The organism is Kitasatospora sp. NPDC001175, from assembly GCF_053598215.1.
The window spans coordinates 108,407-131,830 of record NZ_JBSFJU010000003.1 but is presented as its reverse complement, the minus strand read 5'-3'; the positions used below and the strand labels follow the sequence as shown (position 1 = coordinate 131,830).

The window sequence follows — 23,424 nt, the reverse complement described above, 5'->3', positions numbered from 1 at the left end:
GGCGGTTGTCCAGGCCGCCCGCCGCGACGGGATTCCCCTCCCGGGCCGGCTCCGTCAGGACCGTGGTTCGACGGGTGTGAGTACCCCGAGCCGTGCCTCGATCGCGGCCGCGGCCCGCAGGCACAGGTCCTCCCGGTACATCCCGCCGATCACCTGGACGCCCAGCGGCAGCCCGCCTGCGATGCCGACGGGTACCCCGACCGACGGCACCCCGACGAAGGTGCTCGCCCGGCACAGCCGGGCCGCGGCGAAGGTCCGGGTGTTGTCCTCGACGTCGCGCAGCAGGGTCTTCGGCGCGGGCGGCAGCCCGGCGTACGCCGGGCCGAGCAGCAGCGGGAACCGTTCGAGGAGGTCGGCCCAGTCGCGCTGGATGCCGAGGCGGAGGCCGGGCAGCGCGATGTACTCGGAGAGGCCGACCGGCGGTCGCTCAGCCAGCGAGTACTCGATGTGCCGGCTGCTGTCGTCGGTGAGCAACTGCCGCACGGCCGGCCAGATCAGCGCGAACTCGGTGTAGATCAGGTCGCGGTAGCCCTCCACGGCCTCCTGCAGCCGGGGCACCTCGACGTGCTCGACCCGGTACCCGGCGTCCGCCAGGGCGGCGGCCGCCGAGTCGAGCCCGGCGAGCACCTCGGGGGCGGGACCGGGCCCGGCCGGGTCGAGGACCACACCGACCCGGACCCCTTGGGCCGGCGGCGGGCCGTCGAGCGGTACGGGGACGGCTCGCGGGTCCTGCGGGTCGGAGCCGGACAGGACCTCGCAGACGGCGCGCAGGTCCGCCACCGTCCGTGCGATCGGCCCGTCGACGGGGAACAACTGGGAGGACAGGGAGGGATCTTGAGGGCCGATCCGGTGGTCCATCGGGAACCTGCCGTAGCTGGGCTTGAGCGTTGCCACACCGTTGAACGCGGCCGGGATGCGCAGTGAGCCGCCGGAGTCGTTGCCGAGCCCGAGCGGTGCCATCCCGGCGGCCACCGCGACGGCGTCGCCGCCGCTGCTCCCGCCGGGAGTCAGCGCGGGATCCCACGGGTTGCGGGTGTCCCCGTACAGGGTGCTGACGGTGTGCAGGCCGCCAAGTGTCATGTCCGGCAGGTTGGTTCGCCCGATGGGGATCGCTCCCGCTGCCCGCAGGCGCCGCACGGGAGGGGCGTCCGAGGCGGGTACCAGGTCGCGGAAGCGCGGCACGCCGAAGGTGGTCGCCGAGCCGGCGACGTGGATGTTCTCCTTCACGGTGAACGGCACGCCGGCGAGCGGCCCCAGCGGCTCGCCGGCCGCGCGGCGGCGGTCGGTCTCGGCGGCCGCCCGGCGGGCGCTCTCCGTCAGCGGGCCGGTGATCGCGTTGAGGGCCGGGTTCACCGAGGCGATCCGCTCCAGATGGGCCTCGGTCACCTCCCGGGCGCTGACCTCGCCGTCGGCGACGGCCCCCGCGAGCGCCGTCGCGCTCAGTCTCCACAGTTCGGTGTCCATGTTCGCGGCAGAACGCGGCGGTCCGCCGACCGGCGGGCACCCGCGTCCGGCTTCCTCCCTCGGGCAGACTCGTATGCAGCTGCGTATATGAATACAGATCTGTATCCGGATGCGCAATCGATTACGGAGTGGCTGGAGCCCGGAGCGGCCCGCTATCCGCCGCCGTGTAGTGGCCGGAAGCTGTGCGGATCTCTCGGGAAGGCGTAGGCGATGATCTCGGATCGGACGTTCCCGGCGAGGGTGGACAGCAGGAACTCGGCGAAGCCCAGGTCGAAGTGCTCCCACCAGTCGCCGCGGGCCTCGTTGACCATGACGGTCCAGTCGTCGGGATGCTGCCCGGGTCTGGCCAGCCAGTAGAGGAACTCCCCGTTGTCGGTCGACGCCCAGGCGATGAGGCGTGCGCCCGGCTCGTCCAGCTGGGCGGGCGGATCCTCCGAACCGTCCCAGAGGTACTCGAGGGCCTCGGCGCGCTCCTCGATGTTGTCCGCCAGATCGTAGTTCTCGTTGGCGCAGTCCGGCTCCAGGACGTACAGGTGGTCGTCGAGGTGCCCGCCGCCGATGGTGTCGATGAACTCCCGGTAGTCCCAGGGGAGTTCGATGCCCAGTCGGCGGGCGACGGCGGGCCAGTCCTTGGGCCGGGCCCCGGTCGGTGCGCCGAGCAGCCGGGCCAGTCGGGCGAGGTCGTGGTTCATGCGGCGGCCCCGTCGGCTCTCGCCCGCCCGTCAGCGCCGGATTCCGTCATGGCCTGGGCGAGTTGGGCGAGCCGGGCGGGCTGGGCCGCGGTGGTGGTGAGCGGTACGGACAACTGTGGCTCCCGGTCGGTCGGGCCGGGTGATCCGCGGGTCCGTCGGCCGAAGGCGTGCGGCGGGCCCGCGGGCGGCCCGGGGGCATGGTCGGGAAGAGGGCAGTGGCCTGCCGGTCCGGGGCGTCGGGCCGGACTCAGGACCCGGTGGCCGTCCGGTCCGACGTCACCGAGCGCCAGGTCCGGTCGGTGAGGACGACCCGGTAGCCGTCCGGGTCGGCCAAGGTGACGCCGCAGCGGTCCCAGTACGGGTTGTGCGAGGGGACGACCGTCCCGCCGTGCCGGACCGCCCGCGCGACGGCCTCCTCGGGCACAGGACGGCCCAGGTAGACGACCAGCAGGTCCTCCGGGGTCGGTGTGGGCTGCACCGGGTCGGCGCTGCTCGCGGTGAGTTCGAGGTGCCAGAAGCCATCGGCCGGACCGACCATCAGCAGGTCGCGCTCACCGGCCTCGGGCCGTCCGGCGATCCGGCAGAGCAGATCCAGACCCAGGCCCCGGACGTAGAAGTCCTCGCTGGCGTCCAGGTCGAGTACCGGACGCGCGATACGGATGTCGAGTTGCGGTTCGATCACGTCGGCCATCCTCGCACTCCGCACTCCGACTGGTGACAGTTGACCGGTAGTCGCCTTCGCGCTCCTCCTTCCTCGCCGCGTCGGCCGGCCCCGAGGGGTACGGCGGTACATTAGCCCGGTGGGTACACCCCTGAACGTCCTCAGGCCCCGGCCCGCAGCCTTGCCGCACGAACGACACGGGCGGCGGAGAAGCCCGCCTCCGGATGGGCGAGGCGTAGCGGGTTCCGGGACGGTGTTCCCCGGCGCGGGCCGTGGTGGCGGCCGGCACCGGACTTCCTGCAACGGAGGTGGCGATGAGTCAGGCCGACGGCGGTCCCGAGCGCCCGGTGGGCGAGGCGGCCGCGCTCGACAGGTACAGCGCCGGGGTGCTCAGCCATGAGCGGCCGACCGAGCTGAAGAGGCTGCAGGCGCTGGAGCGGATGTCCGACGGGTGGACCCGGCAGGTCCTCGCCGACCGGGGGCTGCGCGGCGACTGGCGGTGCCTGGAACTGGGGGCCGGGGCCGGGGGAATCGCCCGCTGGCTGGCCGGGCAGTGTCCGGACGGCCGGGTCGTGGCCCTGGATGTGGACACGCGCTTTCTGGATGCCGGCCGGCTCGGGAACCTCGACATCGTCCAGGGGGATCTGCGGGAGGCCGAGTTCCCGCCCGGCTCCTTCGACCTGGTCCACGCCCGCGCGCTGATGATGCATCTGCCGGACCCCGAGCGCATGATCGCCAGGGCGGCCCGCTGGCTGGCCCCGGGCGGCCGGCTGGTCCTGGAGGATCCCGTCAACTTCACCACGGACTCCTCGCCGTATCCGGCCTGGCGGCGCGCGATGCGCGCGCTGGAGGAGATCCTGGCCGCCCAGGGCGGCGATCTGACCTGGGCCCGCCGTCGGCAGACGGCCGCGCTGGCGGAGGCCGGGCTGACCGAACTCGGCCTGGCCGTGCACCCGTTGATCGTCGGTGACGGCGGAGCCGTCGACGCCTTCATGAGGCTGTTCTTCGAGCAGATCGGTCCAGAGCTGATCGCCCAGAACCGGCTCACCGAAGCCCAATTGGCCGAAGGTTTGGCGATGTTGGACGATCCCGGATTCCTGGACGTCACCCACTGCCTGTACACCGGGTGGGGGTGCCGGCCGGCTTGACGCGTACCTGTTACGGGCGGGGCGGCGGTGCAGTGGCGTGCGTGTCATGTGCCCTCAACCCGGTTCGGCCGGGACGGCGCCGCCGGGGCGTGAACCGCCGTGCCGACCCGCCCGGAGGCGGTAGAACACCCTGGGAGAGCGCCGACTTGTGGGTACGTTGGAAGCGAACCGGCGTCCGGCGCAGAGAGGGGACCGTATGGCGGCGGCAGAGCCGGACCGCCGGCGCGCAGTGGCGGTACTGGCGGCCCTGATGCTGGCGGCCTTCACCTTCAACACCACGGAGAGCCTGCCGATCGGGCTGCTCAGGCTGATCTCGGCGGACCTCGGGGTGTCACTGCCGGCGATCGGGTACCTGGTCACCGGCTACGGGCTGACGGTCGCCGTGGCCTCGCTGCCGCTCGCGCACGCCACCCGGGCCGTGCCGCGCCGGCATGTGCTCAGCGCGCTGCTGGCGGCGCTCGCGCTGGCCAGCCTGCTGCCGGCGGCGGGCTCCTCCTACCGGCTGCTGCTGGCCGCCCGGTTGGTGACCGCGCTCGCCCAGGCGCTGTTCTGGGCGGTGATGGGTCCGGTGGCGGTGGGTCTGTTCCCGCCCGAGGCCCGCGGGCGGGTGGTCGGGGTGCTGTCGGCCGCCGGGTCGCTGGCCCTGGTCCTCGGCGTCCCCGCGGGCACCTGGCTGGGCCGGCGCGGCGGCTGGCAGCTTCCGCTCGTGGTCGTGGCCGGACTCGGCCTGGTCTCCCTGCTGGTCATCGCACTGCTGCTGCCGACCACCCGCCCGGACCAGGGGCACGCCGCCTACGCCGCCACCCGCGACACCCGCCGGTTCGCGATCGTCCTGGCGACCACCGCACTGTCCGTCACCGGAGCGTTCACCGGCTACACCTACCTGGTGGACCTCCTCGGAACGAGCGGCTTCTCCGACAGCGCCGTCGGCGCGTTGCTGCTGGTCTCCGGCGTCTCGGGGGTGCTCGGGGTGAGCGCCGTGGGGCCGCTGCTGGACCGCTTCCCGCGCGGCACCCTGATCACCCCGGTGGCCACCCAGGCGGTGGGCATGCTGGGCCTGTACACGGCGGGCGGGTCCAGACCGGCGGCAGTCGCGGCCCTGGTGGTCCTGGGCGGTTCGCTCGGACCGGTGTTCACGGCCACCCAGAACCAGATGCTGCGCTGTGCGCCCGGCCGCACCGAGATCGCGCTGGCGGCCAACTCCGGTGCCTACAACGCCGGTATCGCGGCCGGCGCCCTGCTCGGTGGGCTGGTCCTTCACGGCACGGCGGTACGGCAGACCTTCCTGGCGGGTGGACTGCTCACTCTCGCGGCGCTCGCGGTGCTGCTGGTCGGTGGTCAGCCGCTGCCGAGGCGGATGGCCTTGACCAGGAGCAGGACGGTGCTGAGGACGAGATAGCCGCGCAGTGCGAGCATCCCCAGCCGCAGACCCGGTGACCAGCGGACGGGTTTGAGCAGGGCCAGCGGCGGCATCCGCCAGGCGAGCTTCTCGGCGGTGGAGAGGACCGGCACCGGCGCCCGCCGGGCGCCCGGGCGGCGGCCAGCCAGCCACAGGACGGCGCCGGTCACGGTCAGGCCGGTCACCAGGGTGACGGCCAGCCAGACGGTGAGAGTTCTGACGTCGACGGCGGGGAAGAGCGTGGTGAGCATCAGGGTGCCGGAGAGCAGCAGCAGGACCGCGATGATCAGGGTGGCGACCAGGTTGAGCCAGCGCGGGTTGACCCAGGGGCCGAGTACCTCGGGGTCGTTGCAGAGCAGCAGCAGGAAGACGCTCGCCGAGGGCAGCAGGAGGCCCGCCAGCGCCTGGACCGCCTCGGTGATCACTCCCAGCGGGGCGCCGGGGATGAGCACGATCGCGGCGGCCAGCACCACCATCAGGCTGTAGGAGGCGTAGAACTGCTTGGCCTCGCCGAAGCCGCGGTGCAGTGAGTGGCGCAGGTTGAACACATCGCCGAAGGCGTAGCTGGTGGCGAGCGTGACGGCCGCCGCGCCGATGATGCTGGCGTCCATCAGCACGATGGCGAACATCACGCCGAGGACCTGGCTGTGCTGTTCGAGGGCGTACGCGACGCCCGCCGCGTCGGTGAACGCGCCCGCGAACGGCGTCCCGCGGGCGGCGAAGTCGGCGATCATGACCAGCGCGGCGGCGCCGATCACGACCACGACCGAGCCGATCACGGTGTCGGCGCGTTCGTAGTTGATGAACCGGGGTGTGATCCGCTTGTCGATGACGTTGGACTGCTGGAAGAACAGCTGCCAGGGCGCCACCGTGGTGCCGACGATCGCGATGATGAGCAGGACGGCGTCGCCGGTGATGCCGCCCTGGATGCTCGGGACGACGAAGTCGTGGGCGGCGCGGCCCCAGTGGGGCTCGGCGAGCAGGGTGAGCGGGATGAGCAGCAGGCTGATCGCGATGAGCGCGAACATGGCCCGCTCCCAGCGGCGGAACGAGCCGCCGGCGGTGACCGCGATCAGCAGCAGCGCGGCGATCGGCACCACGAGGTACTTGGAGGCGCCGAGGTAGGCCGCGGCCAGCGTGACGCCGATGAACTCGGTGACGAGGGTGAGGAAGTTGAGCACGAAGAGGTCGCCGACGCTGAACCAGCCCCAGAACCGGCCGAAGCGCTCGTTGATCAGCCGGGCGTGGCCGATGCCGGTGACCGCGCCGAGGCGGACCACCATCTCCTGGTTGACGATCAGCACCGGGATGAGCAGGAGCAGCACCCACAGCAGCGAGTAGCCGTAGTTCTGCCCCGCCTGGGCGTAGGTGGCGATGCCTCCCGCGTCGTTGTCGCCGACCATGACGATGATGCCGGGACCGACGATCGCCAGCAGGGTCAGCAGCCGGGCCCTGAGACCCGGACGCTCCTCGACGCGTTCCCGGGGAATCCGCCCGAACGCCCCTTCGATGTCGCCGAGTCGGGCCTCGTCGGCGACGGTGCCGGGGCGTGGGGAGGCGGCCGGGCGCGGCCTGGGCCGGGCCGCGGGGCCGGCGGCCGGCCCGGACGGCGTCGGCGTCGGCGTCACAGCCGGTGGTCCCGGAGGCGGTGTGGGCGTCGCGCGCGGTGCGGGTTCCGCCGCCGGTGCCGGTGCCGGTGCCGGTGCCGGGGACGGCGGCGGGGTCGGGCCGGGCTCGGGCGGGGTGTCCGGTCCGGGCCGCTCCGGTCGTTCCGGCGGCTTCCCGGCGCCGGTCATGCGTCCGGAGCCGTACTGTCGTCGGAACGGCGCGCCGGGTGCGGCGCGGGCTCACGGCGGCGCCAGTCCTCGGGGAGCACCGTCTCCAGGATGTCGTCGACCGTGATGACCCCGAGGATGCGGTCCTGCTCGTCCACCACCGGTACGGTCAGCAGGTTGTAGTCGGCCATCAGCAGGGTGACGTCCTCGACGTCGGTGTCCGGGAGCACCCGGACCGGCTCGGTGGCCATCACCTGCTCCAGTCGGGCGCCCGGATCGCTCTGCAAGAGGGCCACCAGGGTCGCGGTGCCGATCAACCGGGCCGTGGCTCGGGCCTGTTCGACGACGTAGACGCTGGTGATCGCCTCGGGCTGCAGGGTACGGGCGGCGCGGACCAGCTCCAGCGCCTGTGCGACGGTCGCGGTCGGGGACGCGGTGACGGTGTCCAGTGCCATCAGCCCGCCCGCACTGGACGGGTTGAAGCCCATCAGCGTGAGGACCTTGGCGCGCTGTCCGGCCGGCAGCGCGTCCAGGACGGGCTGCCGGCGGCGCTGCGGCAGGTCGTTGATGGCGTCGGCGGCGTCGTCCGCCCGCATCCGGGCGAGGACCGCCGCGATCTCGGCGTCGTCCTTCTCCGCGAGCAGGCGGGTCTGCGAGTCGGGCTCCAACTCCTCGAAGACGTCAGCCTCCAGCTCGGGGTCGGAGTGGACGGTCTCCAGGATCTCCTCCGACTCGGTGCGGTTGGCGTCCTCCAGCAGGTCGGCGAGATCGGCGGCCTTGAGCCGGCCGAGGCGGCCGAACGGACCGCGCACCCGGGCCGACTGGGCGTGTCCGATGAGCGGTTCGAAGGACTTCCAGTCCCGCCAGTGCGGCTCCGTCCGGGTGGGCCAGAACCAGCGGGGGCGGTGCGGACGGGTGTCCAGGCGGTCGACCACCCAGCCGTCCGGCCGCTCGCGAAGCTCCAGGTCGTGGGCGCGGACCAACTCGACGCCGACCACGTCGATCACCCGGTGCCCGAGCACGTCCGCGCGCAACAGCACCTCGCCCTCGCGCCGTTCGAACGGCCGCAGGTCCACCACCTCGCTGGTGAGCCGGGTGCTCCCACCGTCGAAGGAGGCCACCTGCTCGATGGGCAGGAACACCTCGCGCCTGCCGATCCGGACGACCAGGCCGGTCACCAGCGGGTAGTCGCGACCCCGTAGCCGGATGATCACATCGGACAGGCGGCCCACCACCTCGCCGCCGCGCCCCACCAGTGGGCGCTGCAGCAGCTGGGAGAACGAGACGAGACGATCCACAGCGCGAAGCTAGCCGAGCCCGGTTCGCGAGCGCCGCGAGTTCCACCTTCACACCGGGGCTTCACCCGGACGGATCAGCAGGCCAGGACGAGGGGGGCCGGGTCGCCGGTCCGGTGCTCCGGCCGGCCGAGGCCTCGGCAGCCCCGGCCGGCGAGGTGAGGGGAAGTCAGCCGCCGTACACGTCCTCGACGTAGCGTCCCCGGGCGATCAGGGTCTGCAGCCAGCCCTGGGCGTCGGCGAGGTCGGCGCCGGGGGTGCGTTCCAGGTACAGGGCCCGGAAGGCGTCCCGGACACCGGGTGCCATCCGGGCGCCGTCGCCGCAGACGTAGACCTGGGCGCCGGCGGTCAGCAGCTCCCAGACCCGGTCGGCGTCGCCGGCCAGCCGGTCCTGGACGAAGCGCCGGCCGTCGGCGGGGGCCGCGCTGAAGGCGGGACGCATGGAGACGGCCCCGGCCCGCTCCGCCGCGTGCAGTTCGGCGGCGTACAGGTAGTCGGCGTCGGGCGCGTCGCAGCCGAAGTAGCACAGCGCCGGGGAGAGTCGGCCGCCGTCCGCCAGGTGGGCGCGGCGGTCCGCGATGGCGCCGCGGAAGGGGGCCAGGCCGGTTCCGGCAGCGATCATGATCACCGGGGTGCCGGCGCCGTGGTGGATCCGGAAGGCTTCGCGGCACGGCTGGATCCGGGCGAGCACGGTGTCTCCGGGCCTGACCGAACCCAGGTAGCCGGATCCGGTGCCGCGGAAGGTGCCGCGGCCGGAGCGTGCGGGAGCCTGGAGCAGCGAGACCATCAGGTCGACGTGGTGCGGGTCGGTGATCGGCGAGGACGAGACGGAGTAGTGCCGCGGCCTGATCGCCGGCAGCAGCTCCAGCAGCACCGGCCAGGTCAGCGCCACCGCCAGGGCCGGGTGATCCTCGACGAGGTCCAGCAGGCTGCGGTGGTCGGCGGCCCGGGCGTGGGAGTCCTCAGCGAGCGAGCGCAGTGCGGAGCGCTCGGGCGGGCAGGGGTTCAGCTCGGCCAGTACGGTGAGCTGCTCGGCGGTCGGTCGGTCCTGCAACTCAACGTGATGGGTGAGCAATTGGCGCACCGTCAGTGGACGGTCGACGGCGAGGCCGTTGCGGCGCGGCCGGTTCTGAACGATGTTCAGCACGGTGTCCAGGTCGGTGCGGAGCAGCCGGGCGGCGCGTTCGACCAGGGTCGGGTCGTTGGCGGGCAGCACGGTGAGGTGGTCCCCGGTGCGGTAGTCCGTCCCCTCCGGCAGGGCGAGCCGGACCAGCCGCTTGACCCGCGGATAGTCCGGCCGGGTGAGGCTGCCGGTCTCGGTCACGGTCATCGCCGTCATGCCGTGCCGGGCGGCCAGTGCGTCGAGTGCCTGGCCGGTGACCTCGGTGACGGTGTACGCGGGGCCGTCCTGCCCGGCCCGCGGCCGGGCGCCGGCCGTGTCGGGATCGCCGTACTCCCGCAGCAGGGCGGTGCGCAGCGCGCCGGCGAACTCCTTGACGCTGCTGGCCAGATCGCCGGAGGCATCGGCCTCGGCCCGGTCCAGCAGACGGGTGCCGCCGAGGGCGGCGAGCCGCTCGTCGATGAAGGTCGGGACGCGCTGGTAGGTGGCGGACCAGTTGCGGTCGCCGACGCCGAGGACGGCGTAGCTGACGCCCTGTGCGGCCCCGGGCCCGGCGCTCTCCAGCCACTGGACGAAGGCGGCGGCGTCGTCGGTGGGCTGCCCGTTGTAGGAGGCGGCGGTGATGACGACCGGCCGGTCGGTGGGCAGGCCGCCGGCGTACGCGTCGAGCGGTGCGGTGGCGGTGCCGAAGCCGAGCTCGGCCGCCTCTTCGGCGAGTGAAGAGGCGAAGCCGCGGCAGGTGCCGTAGTTGGAGCCGTGCAGCAGCAGTGCGCCGGTGCCCTGGCGGGCCCGGGTGGGCAGCGCGGTGTCCGTGCCCGGTGCGCGGTCGGCGGGGGCGGACGCCGCCCGGGGCGTGCGGTCGGTGCGCGGGAGCAGGGTGAGGGTGAAACCGTTCGGCTTGATGGTCAGCGACTGCTTGAGTGCGAGCCGGTAGTCCGTGTGGTCGATCAGCCGGTACCGGTGGACCAGCATGCCCAGCAGCATGGTGGCCTCGTGCAGTGCGAACTGGCGGCCGATGCAGGCGCGTTCACCGGTGCCGAACGGCTTGAAGGCGTGCGGGGAGCGGGCCGCCTCCGCCTCCGGCGCGAACCGGGCGGGGTCGAACAGCTCCGGGTTGTCGCCCCAGGCCGGGTCGCGGTGCAGCATCGGGATGACCACGCCGATGACCTGCCCCGCGTGCACCGGGATCCGGCCGCCCAGCAGGGTGGCCTGGCGGGCCTCGCGGCCGAAGCCGGGGGCGGCCGGCCACAGTCTCAGGGTCTCGTTCAGCACCTGACGGGTGTAGCGCAGCCGGCCGACGTCCTCGAAGGTCGGCGCCAACTCCGCTCTGCTGCCCCACAGTTCGTCCACCTCGCGCTGCACCTGGCGCAGTACGGCCGGGTGCTTGACCAGGTTGTGCAGGGCGAAGGCCAGAGTGCCCGAGGTGGTCTCGTGCCCGGCGATCAGGAAGGTGATCACCTGGTTGCGGATGTTGGCCAGGTCCAGGGTGGTGCCGTCGCCCGGGTGCGTCGCGGTGAGCATCAGACCGAGCAGGTCCCGCTGCTCGGTGCTCCCGGTGGCGGTGCGGGCGGCGATGACCTCGTCGACCACCGAGGCGAGGTAGTCGGCGTCGGCGCGCATCGCCTCGTCGCGCTCGCGGTGGTCGAGCCCGGGGTCGCGGCTGAGCCGGGTCATCGCCCAGTCCAGGCAGCGCACCATCGAGGCGACGAACGGGTGCGGCTCGTCCCGCCGGAACGAGCCGAAGTCGAACCCGAACCCGGCCAGCCCGATGGTGTCCAGGGTCATCCGGGTCATGTCCTCCGGCACGTCCACCGAAGTCCCGTCGGCGGCGTGGCGGTCCCAGGAGGCGATGAGCCGGCGGGCGACCTCCAGCATCACCGGGTGGTAGGTGCGCATCGACCCCAGGGCGAAGGCCGGCATCAGGATGTCGTGCGCCCTGGCCCAGTTGGGCTCGTCGTTGTAGGCCGTGAACAGGCCGTCGCCGGTGAACTCGCGGACGTTCTCCAGCGCCGGGCCGACCGCCTTGGTGAACCGCCGCTCGTCCGCCAGCTCCGTCACCAGGTCCAGGCTGCTGACGAACAGGGTGTCGTGGCCGTGCAGGCGCTGCACGAAGGCCGGGCCGTGCCGCCGGGCCAGCTCCATGAGCCGCAGGACCGGGGTGTCGGTCAGGCCGGCGGCGGAGAGGTCGACGACGGGGACGCCGAGAGAGGGAACATCGATGACGGGAACGTCGTCACCGCCGCCGGCCCGCGCTGTCAGCAGGGTCTCGGTCATGGGTGAACTGCCCTCCGGGGTATGGGATTCCGGGCTGCCGCCGCCACGGTGCAGGCGGCTGTCTCCACCCTGACGCAGCGGGGCTTCCGTGCGACCGGTCCGTACTACATGATTGTGTAGTGGCTGCCGGAGTGTCGGGCTTGCACCGCCCGGCTCCCGGGTGTAGCAGCAGTACGAGCAGGGGCACGGAGTGGATTCCCGAGGACAGGCGGACCCCGCCGGGCAGTGCCCGGGCGGACCGGGCGACACCCCCCGGCCGCCGGAGCGCGACCGGGCGGTCACTTGGCGCAACTGGGCCCTGCTGCTCTTCGACCACCTTCCGATACCGACCGCGCTGTGCGACGCCCACGGCACCGTGCTGCTGGCCAACCCCGCGATGGCCGCCGAGTGGGGCACCCTGCCCGGCCGGTTGGTCGGCCGGGGCGCCCTGGACCTCTTCGAGCTCAAGACCCCGACCCGGCTGCACCCGATCGTGGAGGCGGTCCGGCTGCGCCGCCGGTCGCGCTACCCCATCGAGGTGTCCTGGTCCACCGGGAAGGGCGCCGAGCGGCACGGCGAGCTCACCGTCGACCTGGTCAGCGACACCCCGGACGCCCCGCCGCACCTGCTCCTGCTGTTGCGCGTACTGGAGGAATCCTCACCGCCCGCCACCGCCACCGCCCGGGTGAGCCCCGTGGAGGCGAGGATCCTCGCCCTGGCCGCGGGCGGCGCCACCACCGCGCAGATCGCCGCCGGGGTGGGGCTGACCGTCGACGGGGTCAACTACCACCTGGGCCGCCTCGCTCGCCGCTGGGGCACCGCCAACCGGACCGCCCTGGTCGCGCGCGCCTATGTGACGGGGGTCCTCGCGCCGGGCGTCTGGCCGCCGGAGCCCAGCGGGCCGGTGTGAACCCGGGCCCGGTCGGGTCGGTGTGAACCCGGGCCCGACCGGGCCGCACCGGCACAGTCGCCATGTCCGGCCGCGGGCCGGGCCGGAGCCGGCCGCCGTCAGGAGACCCTGCTGTCGCCAGCCCTTCGCTCCAATCGGCCCGGTCACCGAGGCGCGGGCGCCCGGAGCGGCTACCGGAAGGTGCGCTCCGGCCTGGACTGCTCGCGGATGGCCCGGCGCAGCAGCTCGGCGAGATGGATCGCCCGGCGGCCGCCCGCGAGTTGGGCGATCTGGGTGCGACAGCTGAAGCCGTCGGCGAGCAGGACGGTGTCGGGGCCGGCGGCCCGGACGGCCGGCAGCAGGACGCGCTCGGCGGCCGCGACGGAGACCTCGTAGTGGCCGCGTTCGAAGCCGAAGTTGCCGGCCAGGCCGCAGCAGCCGGAGTCGGGGACCTGGTTGGCCAGGCCGATCCGGGCCTCGATCCGGCGGTCGGCGGCAGTGCCGAGGACCGCGTGCTGATGGCAGTGCACCTGGGTCAGCCCTTGCAACGGCGGCCGTAGGGCGGGCAGTTCCACACCGCTCTGGTCGAGGAACTCGGCGAGGGTACGGACCCGGCCGGGGACGTCTCCGGCCGCCCGGCCGATCAGTCTGGGCAGTTCCTCGCGGAGTGCGGCCGTGCAGCTGGGTTCGAGGCCGATCACGGGCAGGCCCGGCGGCAGGGCGCGCAGGCTGCGCCGCATGACCTGGCGGGCGACACCGAGCTGGCCGGTGGAGACCCAGGTGAGCCCGCAGCAGACCGGGCCCTGCGGGAGGCGGACCGCGAAGCCCAGGTGCTCGAGTACCTCGACGGCGGCCTTGGCCGGTTCGGGGTCCAGCAGGTTGCTGAAGGTGTCCGGCCAGAGCAACACCGGTGCGGCCCCGCGCCGGGCACGGCGCACCCGGTGGCGGAACCAGCGCTCGAAGGTTTCGCCCGGCAGGTCGGGCAGCCGGCGCCGGGAGTCGATGCCGCCGAGGCGCTTGAGTACGGCCGAGCTGTGCGGTGAGCCGAGCAGGCGGCCCGCGAGGTGTGGGGCGAGCGCGGCGGCGCGCAGGGTGAGCGGCAGCCAGCCCATCGAGTAGTGCGAGGCGGGCCGTGGCCGGTGGCGGTAGTGCTGGTACAGGAACTCGCTCTTGTAGGTCGCCATGTCGACATGGACCGGGCAGTCGGCGGCGCAGCCCTTGCAGCTCAGACAGAGGTCGAGCGCCTCCCGGACCTCCTCCGAGTGCCAGCCGTCCGTCACCGCGCCGTCCGACCCGGGCACGGCGCCGCGCAGCATCTCTGCGAGCAGCCGCGCCCGGCCCCGGGTGGAGTGCCGCTCCTCCGCGGTGACCATGTAACTCGGGCACATCACACCGCTCTTGGTGTCCACGCACCTGGCCACCCCGACGCAGCGGTGCACCGCCTTCAGCAGACTGCCGCCGTCCTGCGGGTAGGGGAGGGCGAGCGGCAGGTCACGGCCGGTGAAGCGCAGATCGGCGTCGAGCGGGCGCGGGTCGACCAGGACGCCGGGGTTCAGCAGGTTCGCCGGGTCCCAGATCCGCTTGAACCGCCCGAACAGGTCGATGACTTCGGCCGGATACATCCTGGGCAGCAGCTCCGAGCGGGCCTGCCCGTCACCGTGCTCACCGGAGAGCGAACCGCCGTGCGCCACCACGAGATCGGCCGCCTCCACCATGAACTCCCGGAACTCCGGCAACCGCCCGCGCTCGGTGAGCGGGAAGTCCAGCCGCATGTGGATGCAGCCCTCGCCGAAGTGCCCGTACGGGACGCCGTGCAGCCGGTGCCGCCCGAGCAGGGCGCGCAGTTCGCGCAGGTACCCGCCGAGCCGCTCCACCGGGACCGCCGAGTCCTCCCACCCCGGCCAGGCCTCCTTGCCCCCGGGCAGCCTGGTCACGATCCCCGCCCCCGCCTCCCGGACGGCCCACAGCTGACGCTGCTCACCGGGGTCGAGCACCACACTGACGGCGGCGGACCGCTCGCGGCGCACCGCCTGGGCCAACTCCCTCGCGCTGCCCAGGGCTTCGGGCTCGTCGGCACCGCCTACCTCCAGGAACAGCCAGCACTCGCCGGCCGGCAGCCGGTCCAGCGCGGGCGGGCGGCGGCCTGCGGCCAGCAGCGCGGCGATCAGGTCGGCGGCCATGCCCTCGACGGTGAGCGGGCGCAGCGGCAGCAGGGCGGGCACGGCATCGGCGGCCGCCGTCTCGTCCGGGTACCCGGCGATGACCAGTGCCCGGGCGGCGGGCGCCTCGACCAGCCGCACGGTGGCCCCGAGCAGCAGTGCCAGGCTGCCCTCGCTTCCGGTGAAGGCACGGGCGAGGTCGTGACCGCGCTCGGGTAGCAGCGCGTCCAGGGCGTAGCCGGAGGTGCGCCGGGGGAGATCCGGCATGCCCTGGCGCAGCGTGCCGAGGTTGGCGGCGGCGAGGTCCTGGAGGGCCCGGTGCAGTTCGCCCTCGCGGCCCGGACGTTCGCGCAGCCGGGCCCGTTCGGCGGGGGAGAGCGGCCCGGTGACGGTGAGTTCGGTGCCGTCGGCGAGCAGCAGGTCGAGCGAGTGCAGGTTGTCCGAGGTGCGCCCCCAGGCCACCGAGTGGGCGCCGCAGGAGTCGTTGCCGATCATGCCACCGAGCGTGCAGCGGCTGTGCGTGGACGGATCGGGCCCGAACCGCAGCCCGTACGGGCGGGCCGCCGCCTGCAGATCGTCCAGCACGGCACCGGGCTCGACCCGGGCGGTCCTGGTCTCCGGGTCCACCTCGAGCACCCGGTCGACATGCCGCCGGAAGTCCAGCACCACCGCCCCCGGCCCGATCGCCTGCCCGCCGACACTGGTACCCGCCCCACGCGGCACCAGCGGCACCCCGAACTCCCGGCAGAGCGCGAGTGTCGCCCGGACGTCGTCGGCATCGGCGGGCTTGACGACGCCGAGCGGCAGGTGGCGGTAGTTGGACGCGTCGTGGCTGTAGACCGTGCGCTCGGCCGCGCCGAAGCGCACCTCACCGCGGACGGCCCTGCGGAGCTCTTCCCGCAGGGCCCGGGCGAGACCGTCGGAAGCAGGAGTGATCGCCATAGCGGGATCATCGCAGCGGCAGCCCGGAAGGGGGAGGGGGCGCCACGGCGGGCGGCTGACTTGCCGTCACCCGGAAGCCTCGCGCCACGCCGCCGCGGGTTCACGTGTGCGACCGGGCGGGTGCGGCGGCCACGCCGACCTGGCCGGAGCGTCGGGAGGGACCGATCGCTTCGGCGGCCGAGGCCGAGTAGCGGGACCCCGAACGCCGACGAGGCCGCCGGCGGCAAGCCGGCGGCCTCGTACAGGCATGGCTACGGGTGGAAGCTGATCTCGGGGTTGTCCGGGGTCGGCCCGTCGAGGATCGGCTGGTCGATGCCCTTCAGGTGCAGGTCGAAGAAGGCCGCCACGTACTCCCGGGTGAGCTGCACCCCGCGCTCGGCGCCGATCGTGGTGCCGGGAGGCTCGGGGAGGCCGAGCTTCTCGAAGAACAGCGGGTTGTCGGTGAACGTGCCGTGATCGGAGCCGGCGACGGTCAGCCAGCGCTTCCAGCCGTCGAGGTTGGCCCAGCTCTCCGTCCAGCTGGGGTCCTCCTGGCCGTCGTCCAACGGGTGACCGATCATCAGGAACGGCTTGCCGTTGAGCCCGGTGGCGGGCACCGGGAAGTCCATGGAGCCGTCCAGGTCCACCCCGGCCCGGATCCGGTCGTCGGTGAGCAGGGACGGAACGGTCGCGGCGCCGCCAACCGAGTGCCCGGCCATGCCGATTCGGTCACGGTCGATCATGCGGGCGTAGCGCCAGGCCGGGTTCCGGTGGGTGGTCAGCCGGTCGATGACGAAGGAGACGTCCTTCGCCCGGCTCTCGTTCAGGGCCGCCCAGGCCTCCTTGGTCTTCAGTTTGCCGCACATGACACAGGTGAGCGTCTGCCCGTCGGGGAAGGTCGTTCCGGTGTTCTCGTAGGTGTGGTCGACGAGCGCGACGACGTACCCGCGACCGGTCAGGTCCTCGGCGAGGCTGGTCAGTTCGGTGCGCGGCATGGTGAAGCCGGGGGAGAGCACCACCAGCGGGAACCGGCCGTGCTGCGGGAGCGCGTCGGACCTGGCCCACGTCCGGGTGCCGGTGACCACCTCGGTGGGGATGGTGTTGCCGGGCAACTTCGTGTCCAGCATGAGCCGGGCGGCCTCGGGGGTCATGTACGGGGCGGGGCCGCCCGTCCCGGCCTTGGCGGGATAGTACATCGACACCATCAGCTGGCGCGGGCCCGCCGACGGGACCCACGGGTCGGGCCGGTGCTGGTCGACGAGGTGCAGGATCTCCCGGCCGACCGCGTACGGTCCCCTCGGGCGCGGGAGATCGACGTGGACGCCCGCCGGCGCGGTGGCCGAGGCGGGCGCGGAGGCCGCGGCGGTGGAGGTGCCGGGCGCGGCCAGCGCGGGAGCTGCGGCGACGACGGACAACGGCAGGGCGAGTAAGAGCGCCGCCGCGGCAGTACGACGAATTCCGGTCATGGCTAGGACGGTAGGCCACGGACACCGAAGTTGACGTCAACTCAGGGGTGTAAGGGATCCCCCGGAGAGGACGTCGGCCGCTCTCAGGGGCGTTTCCGGGACACCCCTAGGCGGCGCCTTCGCACACACCGGGGAGCCGTACGAGTGGCAGCGGAGGGCGGCCGACGCGTGGGGGTTCACCCGGGTGAGGGCGCGCAGTCGGGCGTGGAGCCCGCCGCCCGCCGCCGCACGTGCGTCGGTCACGGCGTCGCGGCTCTTCGTACGGCGGACCGGTAGCCGCTTGAGAACGAAGCCGCTCGCCCCGGCGCTCGGCGCGGCGGTGACGTAGCCGTCGTTCTCGAACGTGGTGATCACCACGACCTTCGGCACCGGGCCGTCGGCCTGGAGCGGCTGCCGAGTGGCCTCGATGCCGTTTTGGCGCGGCATCCGGACGTCCATCAACGCGACCTCGGGACGGCAGTCGGGCCAGCTCCACGGCCTCGACCCCGTCGGCAGCCTGCCACGTGATACCGGGCTGAGCACCCAGCAGGGTGCCCAGGCCGTTGCGGGTCACCTCGTCATCGTCGGCGATCAGCAGTGAGACGGGCCGGTCGGTCACGCCGACCTCCGTACCGGCAGCCGGACCGCCAGTTGCCACTGCGAACCGTCCGGGCCGGCCGTCAACTCGCCCTGCAGCAGCCGCACCCGCTCCCGAAGCCCGAGCAGGCCGCGTTGGCCGCGTTGGCCGTTGGAACTATTCCCTGAAGCAAGCGAGTTGACGATGGCCAGGACCAACTCGCCGGGCCCGGCCACCACCCGCACCGCGATCGGCCCGCCACCGCCGTGCCGCAGCGCATTGGTCAGGCCCTCCTGCAGGATCCGGTACGCCTCGCGCGACAAGGTGCACGGCAACCGTGCCCAGTCCCCTGACAGTTCCGAGTCCACCACCGCCCCGGTGTGGCGCAACCGGTCCAGAAGTTCGGGCAGGTCGGCCAGACCGCGCGCCGGCGCCGTACCGGCCGCCTCCGCCCGCAGCACGCCCAGCACATAGTCCAGATCGTCCAGCGCGGCGCGGGCCGACTGCTCGATGCCGAGCAACGCCGCCCGGGCCGCCGCCGGATCCGCCGACAGCAGCTCGCCGGCCACCGCCGCCTGGATCGTCGCAGCGGTCAGGGTGTGGCCGATCGAGTCGTGCAGCTCCTGCGCCAGCCGGTTGCGGCCGGCCAGCAGCAACTCCCGCTGCGCCGCCGCGGCCAGCCGCTCCGCCGCCGACAGCCCGAGCAACCGCGGTGCCAGCAGCCGCAGCACCGCCGCCGCCTTGGCGCAGACGGCCACGGCCGCCAGCAGGCAACCGGCGGCCACTGGCCAGACCCAGGCCCCCGGCCAGCCCTGGCGCACCCGTACCACCTGGCCGAACCAGACCAGTTGTTCGCCGCTTACCGGCTTGCCCAGCAGGCCGAGCCAGCTGCCGACCGGCACCAGTCCGGCCAGCAGCAGCATCCCGGCCAGCAGGGCGGTCGCCCAGCCCAGGGCCGCGTGCAGCAGCACCCAGAGCGGGGTGCGCCAGCGGTCCGCCCCGCGCGGCCGGCCGGCCGGGGCCGACAGCGGCACGCCGAGCAGCCGCCGTCCGGCCCTCAGCAGCACCCGCCGCGTGACGCCAGCCAGTCCGAGCACGCCGAGCAGCGCCGCCCACAGCAGCAGGAAGACCAGCGCCTTCACGGCATCCGGCCCACGGTGCCAGGCCAGGGCCGGGACCAGCGCCAGAACCATCAGCGGAACGCTCGCCGGCACGGCGACCAGCGCGAACAGCGCCCCCCTGTAGGTGGTGCCGCGCAGCAACGCCCCCGATCCTGGAATGCGGATTCCCCTCACCATGGGAGCCAGTATCGCCACGGCCCGGGCGGCCTACCTCCCCCGATCGGGGGACCGGGATCTCCCACCATTCCGCGATGTCGTCCGCGCCTTCCAGAACCAGGATCGTGCCGGAACGACTGACGGAAGGATGCTTGATGAACCCTCGGAACAGGGGCGTGGCGGTGTTTCTGGCCCTCACCTTCGGCGCCGGCTGGGCCTGGCTGTTGCTGGCCCGGCTGATACTCCGGCTCTCACTGGTGAACCCGCTGGCTCAACTGCCGTTCGCCCTGCTGCCGGCCGTGGCCGCGGTGGTGGTCCGCCGCTGGGTCACCCACGAGGGGTTCCGGGACGCGGCGTTGGCGCTACGGCTACGCCAGGCATGGCCGTACTACCTGGCTGCCTGGCTCGGCCCGCTGCTGCTCGCCGGTGCGGCCGTCGGCCTGGCCGCAGTGTTCGGCCACCGTCCGGACCTCGGCCAACTCGCCGGCGCGGCACCGGGTTTGCCAGGCTGGTCGATTCCACTGCTGCTGACCGTGCTGGCCGCCGTGCTGACACCGCTCTACTGGGGCGAGGAGTTCGGATGGACCGGCTACCTGCGACTGCGGCTGCTGCCCGATCGGCCGCTGCTCTCGGTCCTGCTCACCGGCCTGATCTGGGCCGGCTGGCACTACCCGCTGGCACTGCTCGGCTATCTGCACTTCGCCCATCTGGCTGCCGGGCTGGTGGTGTGGACGGCCTCCATCCTCTGCCAGGAGTGCCTGCTGGCCTGGCTGCGCACCCGCAGCGGCAGCATCTGGCCGGCCGCACTGGCCCACGCGGGCAACAACATGGTGCTCTCGCTGCTGATGAACCTCCTGCTGAGCGGCCGGGGCTTGGACGACGTCGCCCTCACCCTGTTCCCCGTCCCCGCGCTTGCCGTGGCCGCCTACGTCACCACCCGCGGACTGCGCCGCTCGACCGCCGCCGGAGCCACCGCGTAGTGGTCCCCGGCGGCGAAGCGTCCCTGACCATCGCGAATTTGTAGGCACCCGCAGTGCCCGCGCCGGACGCGGCGTCGGACGCGACCGGCGGCCCGAGGCGTGCGGAGCCGTGTCCCGGGCCGCCGGGCGGATCAGTCCTGCTGAAGCTGCACCGGCTGGAGCCGCACCTTCACCTTGGCGCCGTCCGCCACCGCGCCGAACAGGGTCGGCTCCGGCGCCGCGCCGTAGGTGACGGACGTCGCCAGCACCTCGCCTGCCAGGAACTCCTCGTGCGCCCGCACCGCCGCCAGCACGGTGTCGGAGGCCTCCAGGGCGAGCGCGATCCGCTCGGACACGTCGAGGTCAGCGTCGCGGCGGGCCTGCTGCACCAATCGGATGACATCCTTGGCCAGGCCTTCGGCCACCAGTTCCGGCGTCACCGCGGTGCCCAGCACGACCAGCCCACTGCTGTTCGGCAGCGCGGCGCTCTCGTCCGGGTCGCAGGCCACCAGCCGCTGCGTGTACTCGCCGGGCAGCAGCTCGATCCCGGCCGCGATCACGCGACCCTCGGCGTCCTGGCACCGCTCCCCCGCCTTGACCGCCCGGATCACCTTCTGGGTGTCCCGGCCGAGGCGAGGCCCGCAGGCCTGCGCGTTGACCGCCAGTTCGAAGCGGCCGTGCGTGCTGACCTCGGTGGTGAACTCGACCGCCTTCACGTTCACCTCATCGTGCAGAAGGTCGGCGAACGGCTCGAACAGGGCCGCATCGGCGGCCGCGACGGTCAGCTTCGCCAACGGCAGGCGGACCCGCAGGCCGCAGGCCTTGCGCAGCGACAGCGCGGCCGACGCGGCCTGCCGCACCCGGTCCATCGCCGCGACCAGGCCGGGGTCGTGCGGCAGCTCGCCTGCAGCGGGCCAGTCGGTCAGGTGCACCGAACGCCCGCCGGTGAGCCCGCGCCAGATCTGTTCGCGGACCACTGCGCGTTCTCGAACGGGTAGTGCACCTGGGCGAAGGGCATCGCACCCGACTCGAACCAACAGTGTTTTGATCAGCTTTATCGTATTCGTCGCCAAGTGCATGACGCGAAATGCCCGGAAGCTTCGCATTGGCAGGAACAGTTGCGCCAGGTGAGGCGGCTCCACCACTACATGCAGGCCATCGCTACGCTCGTCACCGACGCGTGGTGCGAGTTCATCGCCGAACGCGAGGTCCGCATCGGCGTGAGCGTCGACGATCCGGACGGCCCGAATCGCGAGCGCATCGACCGGCACGGGAAGGCCGCGTTCGTGGGCGATCGACGGCTCGTGGGAACGAGTCTTCACCGCCCTGCTTCGCCCAGGCCGACGCACGCAGTGCATCGGACGCGGGCCGTCGAAGTGGTGAGGGGGTCGCTGATCGCCGGCAGCACCGATAGCGTGACCGCATGGATCAGGATGAACGGCTACTTCACGCCTCGTCGTTCGGCGCAGCGGCGGTCGCATACGCCGAGCACCGCCCCAACTACGCTCAGGCTGCGGTGCGTTGGGCGCTTGAACCCGCGCCCGGCCCGCGTGTGCTTGACCTCGGCGCCGGAACCGGCAAGTTGACCGCCGCGCTGGTCGCGCTGGGTGTCGAAGTCATCGCAGTCGAGCCCGACCCGGCGATGCTGACCGAGCTGCGCCGCTCGCTGCCGGCTGTCCGTGCCCTGCCGGGTAGTGCCGAGGCGATACCGCTGCCGGACGCTTCCGTCGATGCCGTGCTGGCCGGCAACGCCATGCACTGGTTCGACATGGCCGTCGCGGGACCTGAGATCGCCAGGGTCCTCGCACCCGGCGGCATCCTGGCCGGCTTGTGGAACCTCATGGACGACCAGGTCGAGTGGGTTGCCGGGCTCGCGCGGGTCAGCGGGAGCGCGGCCATCGGCCCGCGCGACACGCCCACCAGCTGGCGCGCCGAGACGGCGGACATGCACCTTCCAAAGTCCGCCGTGGCCGCCCGGTTCGGCTCGCCGGAGCAGGCCGAGTTCCCGCACGGGCAGCGCCGTACCGCCGACTCCCTCGTCGCGACCATCGCGACGCGCGCGGGGATGCTCGTCATGCCAGAACAGGAACAAGAGGCCACGCTGGACCGGATCCGCGCATTCCTCGCGAGCAGGCCGGAGACCGCCCACGGCGAGTTCATTCTGCCGATGCTGACCGGCGTGCTGCGCGTCCGGCGGCTGTGAAGCATCACGTCGACATTCGAGTCCGATGCACGGCTGCGAGCACGCGGGGACTGGCCGCGGCGAGCGTGTCGACGGGGGGAGACGGTCGGGTCGTACACGGCGGGCCCGAACGCGCCGGGCTGGGAAGGCAGTTGTCGTCACGCCCGCCAGTCAGTCCCCGCCCAGTGCGCCCGCGAGCGCGAGGTTGAGCAGATCCCGCCCGGGCCGTGGACCCTCCGCCGGCTTGCGCCGCGGCTCCAGTGCCGCCGACAGCGCGGCATCCAGGCCGCCTTGGCGGACGGTCTCCACCAGCAGCACCTCGCCAGCCAGCGAGATCACGGCTCGGCGGCGGGGACGACGACCTCCAGCCTCCCGCCACGGGCCGGCACCGCCTCGGCAAGCCAGGTGTCCGGGCCGTCCGCGACGCAGGACACTGCCGTCAGCCCGAAGGAGGCCAGTTCGCGCACCTCCTGGTCGAGCGGGCGCCGGACCTGTCGCTCCAACTCGCCGCTCAGCCCGCGGTGACCGTGATACCCACGCGTATGAAGCGTCCTTCCTGCAGGTAGCGAGGCAGCTGGGGACGGCTCGACCCGGATCGGCAGGCGTCGCCGGGGACTTGGCCGGCCGGGTTTCCTGCCGTGGCCAGCGCGGCAGGGTCAGACAGTCCGCTCGATGTGCTCGAAGATGTCCGCGTCCGTCTCCTGCTGCCACTTCGGCAGGTCGTCCCAGTTGGCGACATAGCCCGGCTTCGGCGCCTCGATGTGCTTGTGGATCTGCGCAATCCAGCACAGCGCGACAAAGCGCCCCTTCTGCTCGCGGCTGAGTTTCGCGGTGTTGCCCGCGCTCACCCGGACGAAGTCCCGGACCTGGCCGAACACGGCGGCAGCGCACTGCCGTTCCCAGTCCGGGGAATCGTCCCACGGTGCGACGTAGCCGGGCTTGGGTTCGCCGGGGTAGTGCTTGGTCACTCCGGCGATCCATGCCTCGCGAAAGATCCGGCCGCCGTTCGTCATACAGGCATCCTTTTCGTGAGGCGGCGCATGGGAGGGCATCCGATAGGGGAATCTCCCCAACTACCCGGCTTTTGTTGCTGCGGCACGGACTCGACTCCAGAACCCTGTAGCGGTCGGTTCGCGAGCAATGCTCAAGACCTGTGGATCGGTTCCGAGAGGGCACGCGGAGGGCGTACCTTCCCGAATGATCCTTCG

At 73.0% G+C, this 23,424-nt stretch carries 19 protein-coding genes; 5 read left to right on the top strand and 14 right to left on the bottom strand.

Features of this window, described 5'->3' with window-relative positions; all coding sequences use genetic code 11:
* Positions 1 to 54: 54 nt before the first annotated feature.
* From ACWDAK_RS03910 to ACWDAK_RS03900, 3 genes are all read right to left on the bottom strand, one after another.
* Complete coding sequence (locus ACWDAK_RS03910; RefSeq protein WP_427393709.1) at positions 55 to 1,464, bottom strand: amidase; 1,410 nt, start codon at positions 1,462 to 1,464, stop codon at positions 55 to 57.
* Positions 1,465 to 1,616: 152 nt separating this feature from the next.
* Positions 1,617 to 2,156, bottom strand: a complete 540-nt coding sequence (locus ACWDAK_RS03905) for an SMI1/KNR4 family protein (protein WP_427393708.1) — start codon at positions 2,154 to 2,156, stop codon at positions 1,617 to 1,619.
* Positions 2,157 to 2,403: 247 nt separating this feature from the next.
* Positions 2,404 to 2,838, bottom strand: coding sequence for a VOC family protein (locus tag ACWDAK_RS03900; RefSeq protein WP_427393707.1), 435 nt, complete (start codon positions 2,836 to 2,838; stop codon positions 2,404 to 2,406).
* 293 nt (positions 2,839 to 3,131) lie between these two features.
* Between ACWDAK_RS03900 and ACWDAK_RS03895 the strand changes: the two genes are divergently transcribed.
* Positions 3,132 to 3,965, top strand: a complete 834-nt coding sequence (locus ACWDAK_RS03895) for a class I SAM-dependent methyltransferase (protein ID WP_427393706.1) — start codon at positions 3,132 to 3,134, stop codon at positions 3,963 to 3,965.
* A 196-nt stretch (positions 3,966 to 4,161) separates the two neighbouring features.
* Positions 4,162 to 5,364, top strand: a complete 1,203-nt coding sequence (locus tag ACWDAK_RS03890; RefSeq protein ID WP_427393705.1) for an MFS transporter — start codon at positions 4,162 to 4,164, stop codon at positions 5,362 to 5,364.
* Here the strand turns inward: ACWDAK_RS03890 and ACWDAK_RS03885 are convergent.
* The 3 genes from ACWDAK_RS03885 to ACWDAK_RS03875 all read right to left on the bottom strand — a co-directional run bounded on the left by ACWDAK_RS03885 (position 5,304) and on the right by ACWDAK_RS03875 (position 11,828).
* Positions 5,304 to 7,160 carry an NRAMP family divalent metal transporter gene (locus ACWDAK_RS03885; protein WP_427393704.1) on the bottom strand — a complete coding sequence of 619 codons (1,857 nt, stop codon included), beginning with the start codon at positions 7,158 to 7,160 and terminating at the stop codon, positions 5,304 to 5,306. The genes ACWDAK_RS03890 and ACWDAK_RS03885 overlap by 61 nt on opposite strands.
* A complete protein-coding gene (locus ACWDAK_RS03880) occupies positions 7,157 to 8,437 on the bottom strand; it encodes a magnesium transporter MgtE N-terminal domain-containing protein (RefSeq protein ID WP_344634599.1) in 1,281 nt (426 codons plus the stop codon). Before ACWDAK_RS03880 ends, ACWDAK_RS03885 begins: the two co-directional genes overlap by 4 nt.
* 166 nt (positions 8,438 to 8,603) lie before the next feature.
* A complete protein-coding gene (locus tag ACWDAK_RS03875; protein WP_427393703.1) occupies positions 8,604 to 11,828 on the bottom strand; it encodes a bifunctional cytochrome P450/NADPH--P450 reductase in 3,225 nt (1,074 codons plus the stop codon).
* A 190-nt stretch (positions 11,829 to 12,018) separates the two neighbouring features.
* Between ACWDAK_RS03875 and ACWDAK_RS03870 the strand changes: the two genes are divergently transcribed.
* Positions 12,019 to 12,717, top strand: coding sequence for a PAS domain-containing protein (locus ACWDAK_RS03870; protein WP_425557524.1), 699 nt, complete (start codon positions 12,019 to 12,021; stop codon positions 12,715 to 12,717).
* 170 nt (positions 12,718 to 12,887) lie between these two features.
* Here the strand turns inward: ACWDAK_RS03870 and ACWDAK_RS03865 are convergent, their stop codons facing one another.
* From ACWDAK_RS03865 to ACWDAK_RS03850, 4 genes are all read right to left on the bottom strand, one after another.
* Positions 12,888 to 15,797 carry an FAD-binding and (Fe-S)-binding domain-containing protein gene (locus ACWDAK_RS03865; RefSeq protein ID WP_427393702.1) on the bottom strand — a complete coding sequence of 970 codons (2,910 nt, stop codon included), beginning with the start codon at positions 15,795 to 15,797 and terminating at the stop codon, positions 12,888 to 12,890.
* Positions 15,798 to 16,048: 251 nt separating this feature from the next.
* Positions 16,049 to 17,242: an alpha/beta hydrolase family protein gene (locus ACWDAK_RS03860; protein WP_427393701.1), complete on the bottom strand. Its 1,194-nt coding sequence runs from the start codon at positions 17,240 to 17,242 to the stop codon at positions 16,049 to 16,051.
* A 36-nt stretch (positions 17,243 to 17,278) separates the two neighbouring features.
* Positions 17,279 to 17,668 (bottom strand): alpha/beta hydrolase, encoded by a 390-nt coding sequence (locus ACWDAK_RS03855; RefSeq protein WP_427393700.1) that lies wholly within the window; start codon positions 17,666 to 17,668, stop codon positions 17,279 to 17,281.
* Positions 17,669 to 17,836: 168 nt separating this feature from the next.
* On the bottom strand, positions 17,837 to 19,096 hold the full coding sequence (locus tag ACWDAK_RS03850; RefSeq protein WP_427393699.1) for a sensor histidine kinase: 1,260 nt from the start codon (positions 19,094 to 19,096) through the stop codon (positions 17,837 to 17,839).
* Positions 19,097 to 19,230: 134 nt separating this feature from the next.
* Between ACWDAK_RS03850 and ACWDAK_RS03845 the strand changes: the two genes are divergently transcribed.
* Positions 19,231 to 20,055, top strand: a complete 825-nt coding sequence (locus tag ACWDAK_RS03845; protein WP_344634594.1) for a CPBP family intramembrane glutamic endopeptidase — start codon at positions 19,231 to 19,233, stop codon at positions 20,053 to 20,055.
* A 131-nt stretch (positions 20,056 to 20,186) separates the two neighbouring features.
* Here the strand turns inward: ACWDAK_RS03845 and ACWDAK_RS03840 are convergent, their stop codons facing one another.
* Positions 20,187 to 21,356, bottom strand: a complete 1,170-nt coding sequence (locus ACWDAK_RS03840; RefSeq protein ID WP_427393698.1) for a DUF5915 domain-containing protein — start codon at positions 21,354 to 21,356, stop codon at positions 20,187 to 20,189.
* A 101-nt stretch (positions 21,357 to 21,457) separates the two neighbouring features.
* Between ACWDAK_RS03840 and ACWDAK_RS03835 the strand changes: the two genes are divergently transcribed.
* On the top strand, positions 21,458 to 22,237 hold the full coding sequence (locus ACWDAK_RS03835) for a class I SAM-dependent methyltransferase (protein WP_344634592.1): 780 nt from the start codon (positions 21,458 to 21,460) through the stop codon (positions 22,235 to 22,237).
* 150 nt (positions 22,238 to 22,387) lie between these two features.
* Here ACWDAK_RS03835 and ACWDAK_RS03830 read toward each other — a convergent pair whose 3' ends face one another.
* The 3 genes from ACWDAK_RS03830 to ACWDAK_RS03820 form a co-directional block, all read right to left on the bottom strand.
* Positions 22,388 to 22,555, bottom strand: coding sequence for a hypothetical protein (locus tag ACWDAK_RS03830; RefSeq protein ID WP_344634591.1), 168 nt, complete (start codon positions 22,553 to 22,555; stop codon positions 22,388 to 22,390).
* On the bottom strand, positions 22,552 to 22,719 hold the full coding sequence (locus ACWDAK_RS03825) for a hypothetical protein (RefSeq protein WP_427393697.1): 168 nt from the start codon (positions 22,717 to 22,719) through the stop codon (positions 22,552 to 22,554). Before ACWDAK_RS03825 ends, ACWDAK_RS03830 begins: the two co-directional genes overlap by 4 nt.
* 153 nt (positions 22,720 to 22,872) lie before the next feature.
* Positions 22,873 to 23,229: a hypothetical protein gene (locus ACWDAK_RS03820; RefSeq protein ID WP_427393696.1), complete on the bottom strand. Its 357-nt coding sequence runs from the start codon at positions 23,227 to 23,229 to the stop codon at positions 22,873 to 22,875.
* Between the last annotated feature and the right edge of the window lie 195 nt (positions 23,230 to 23,424).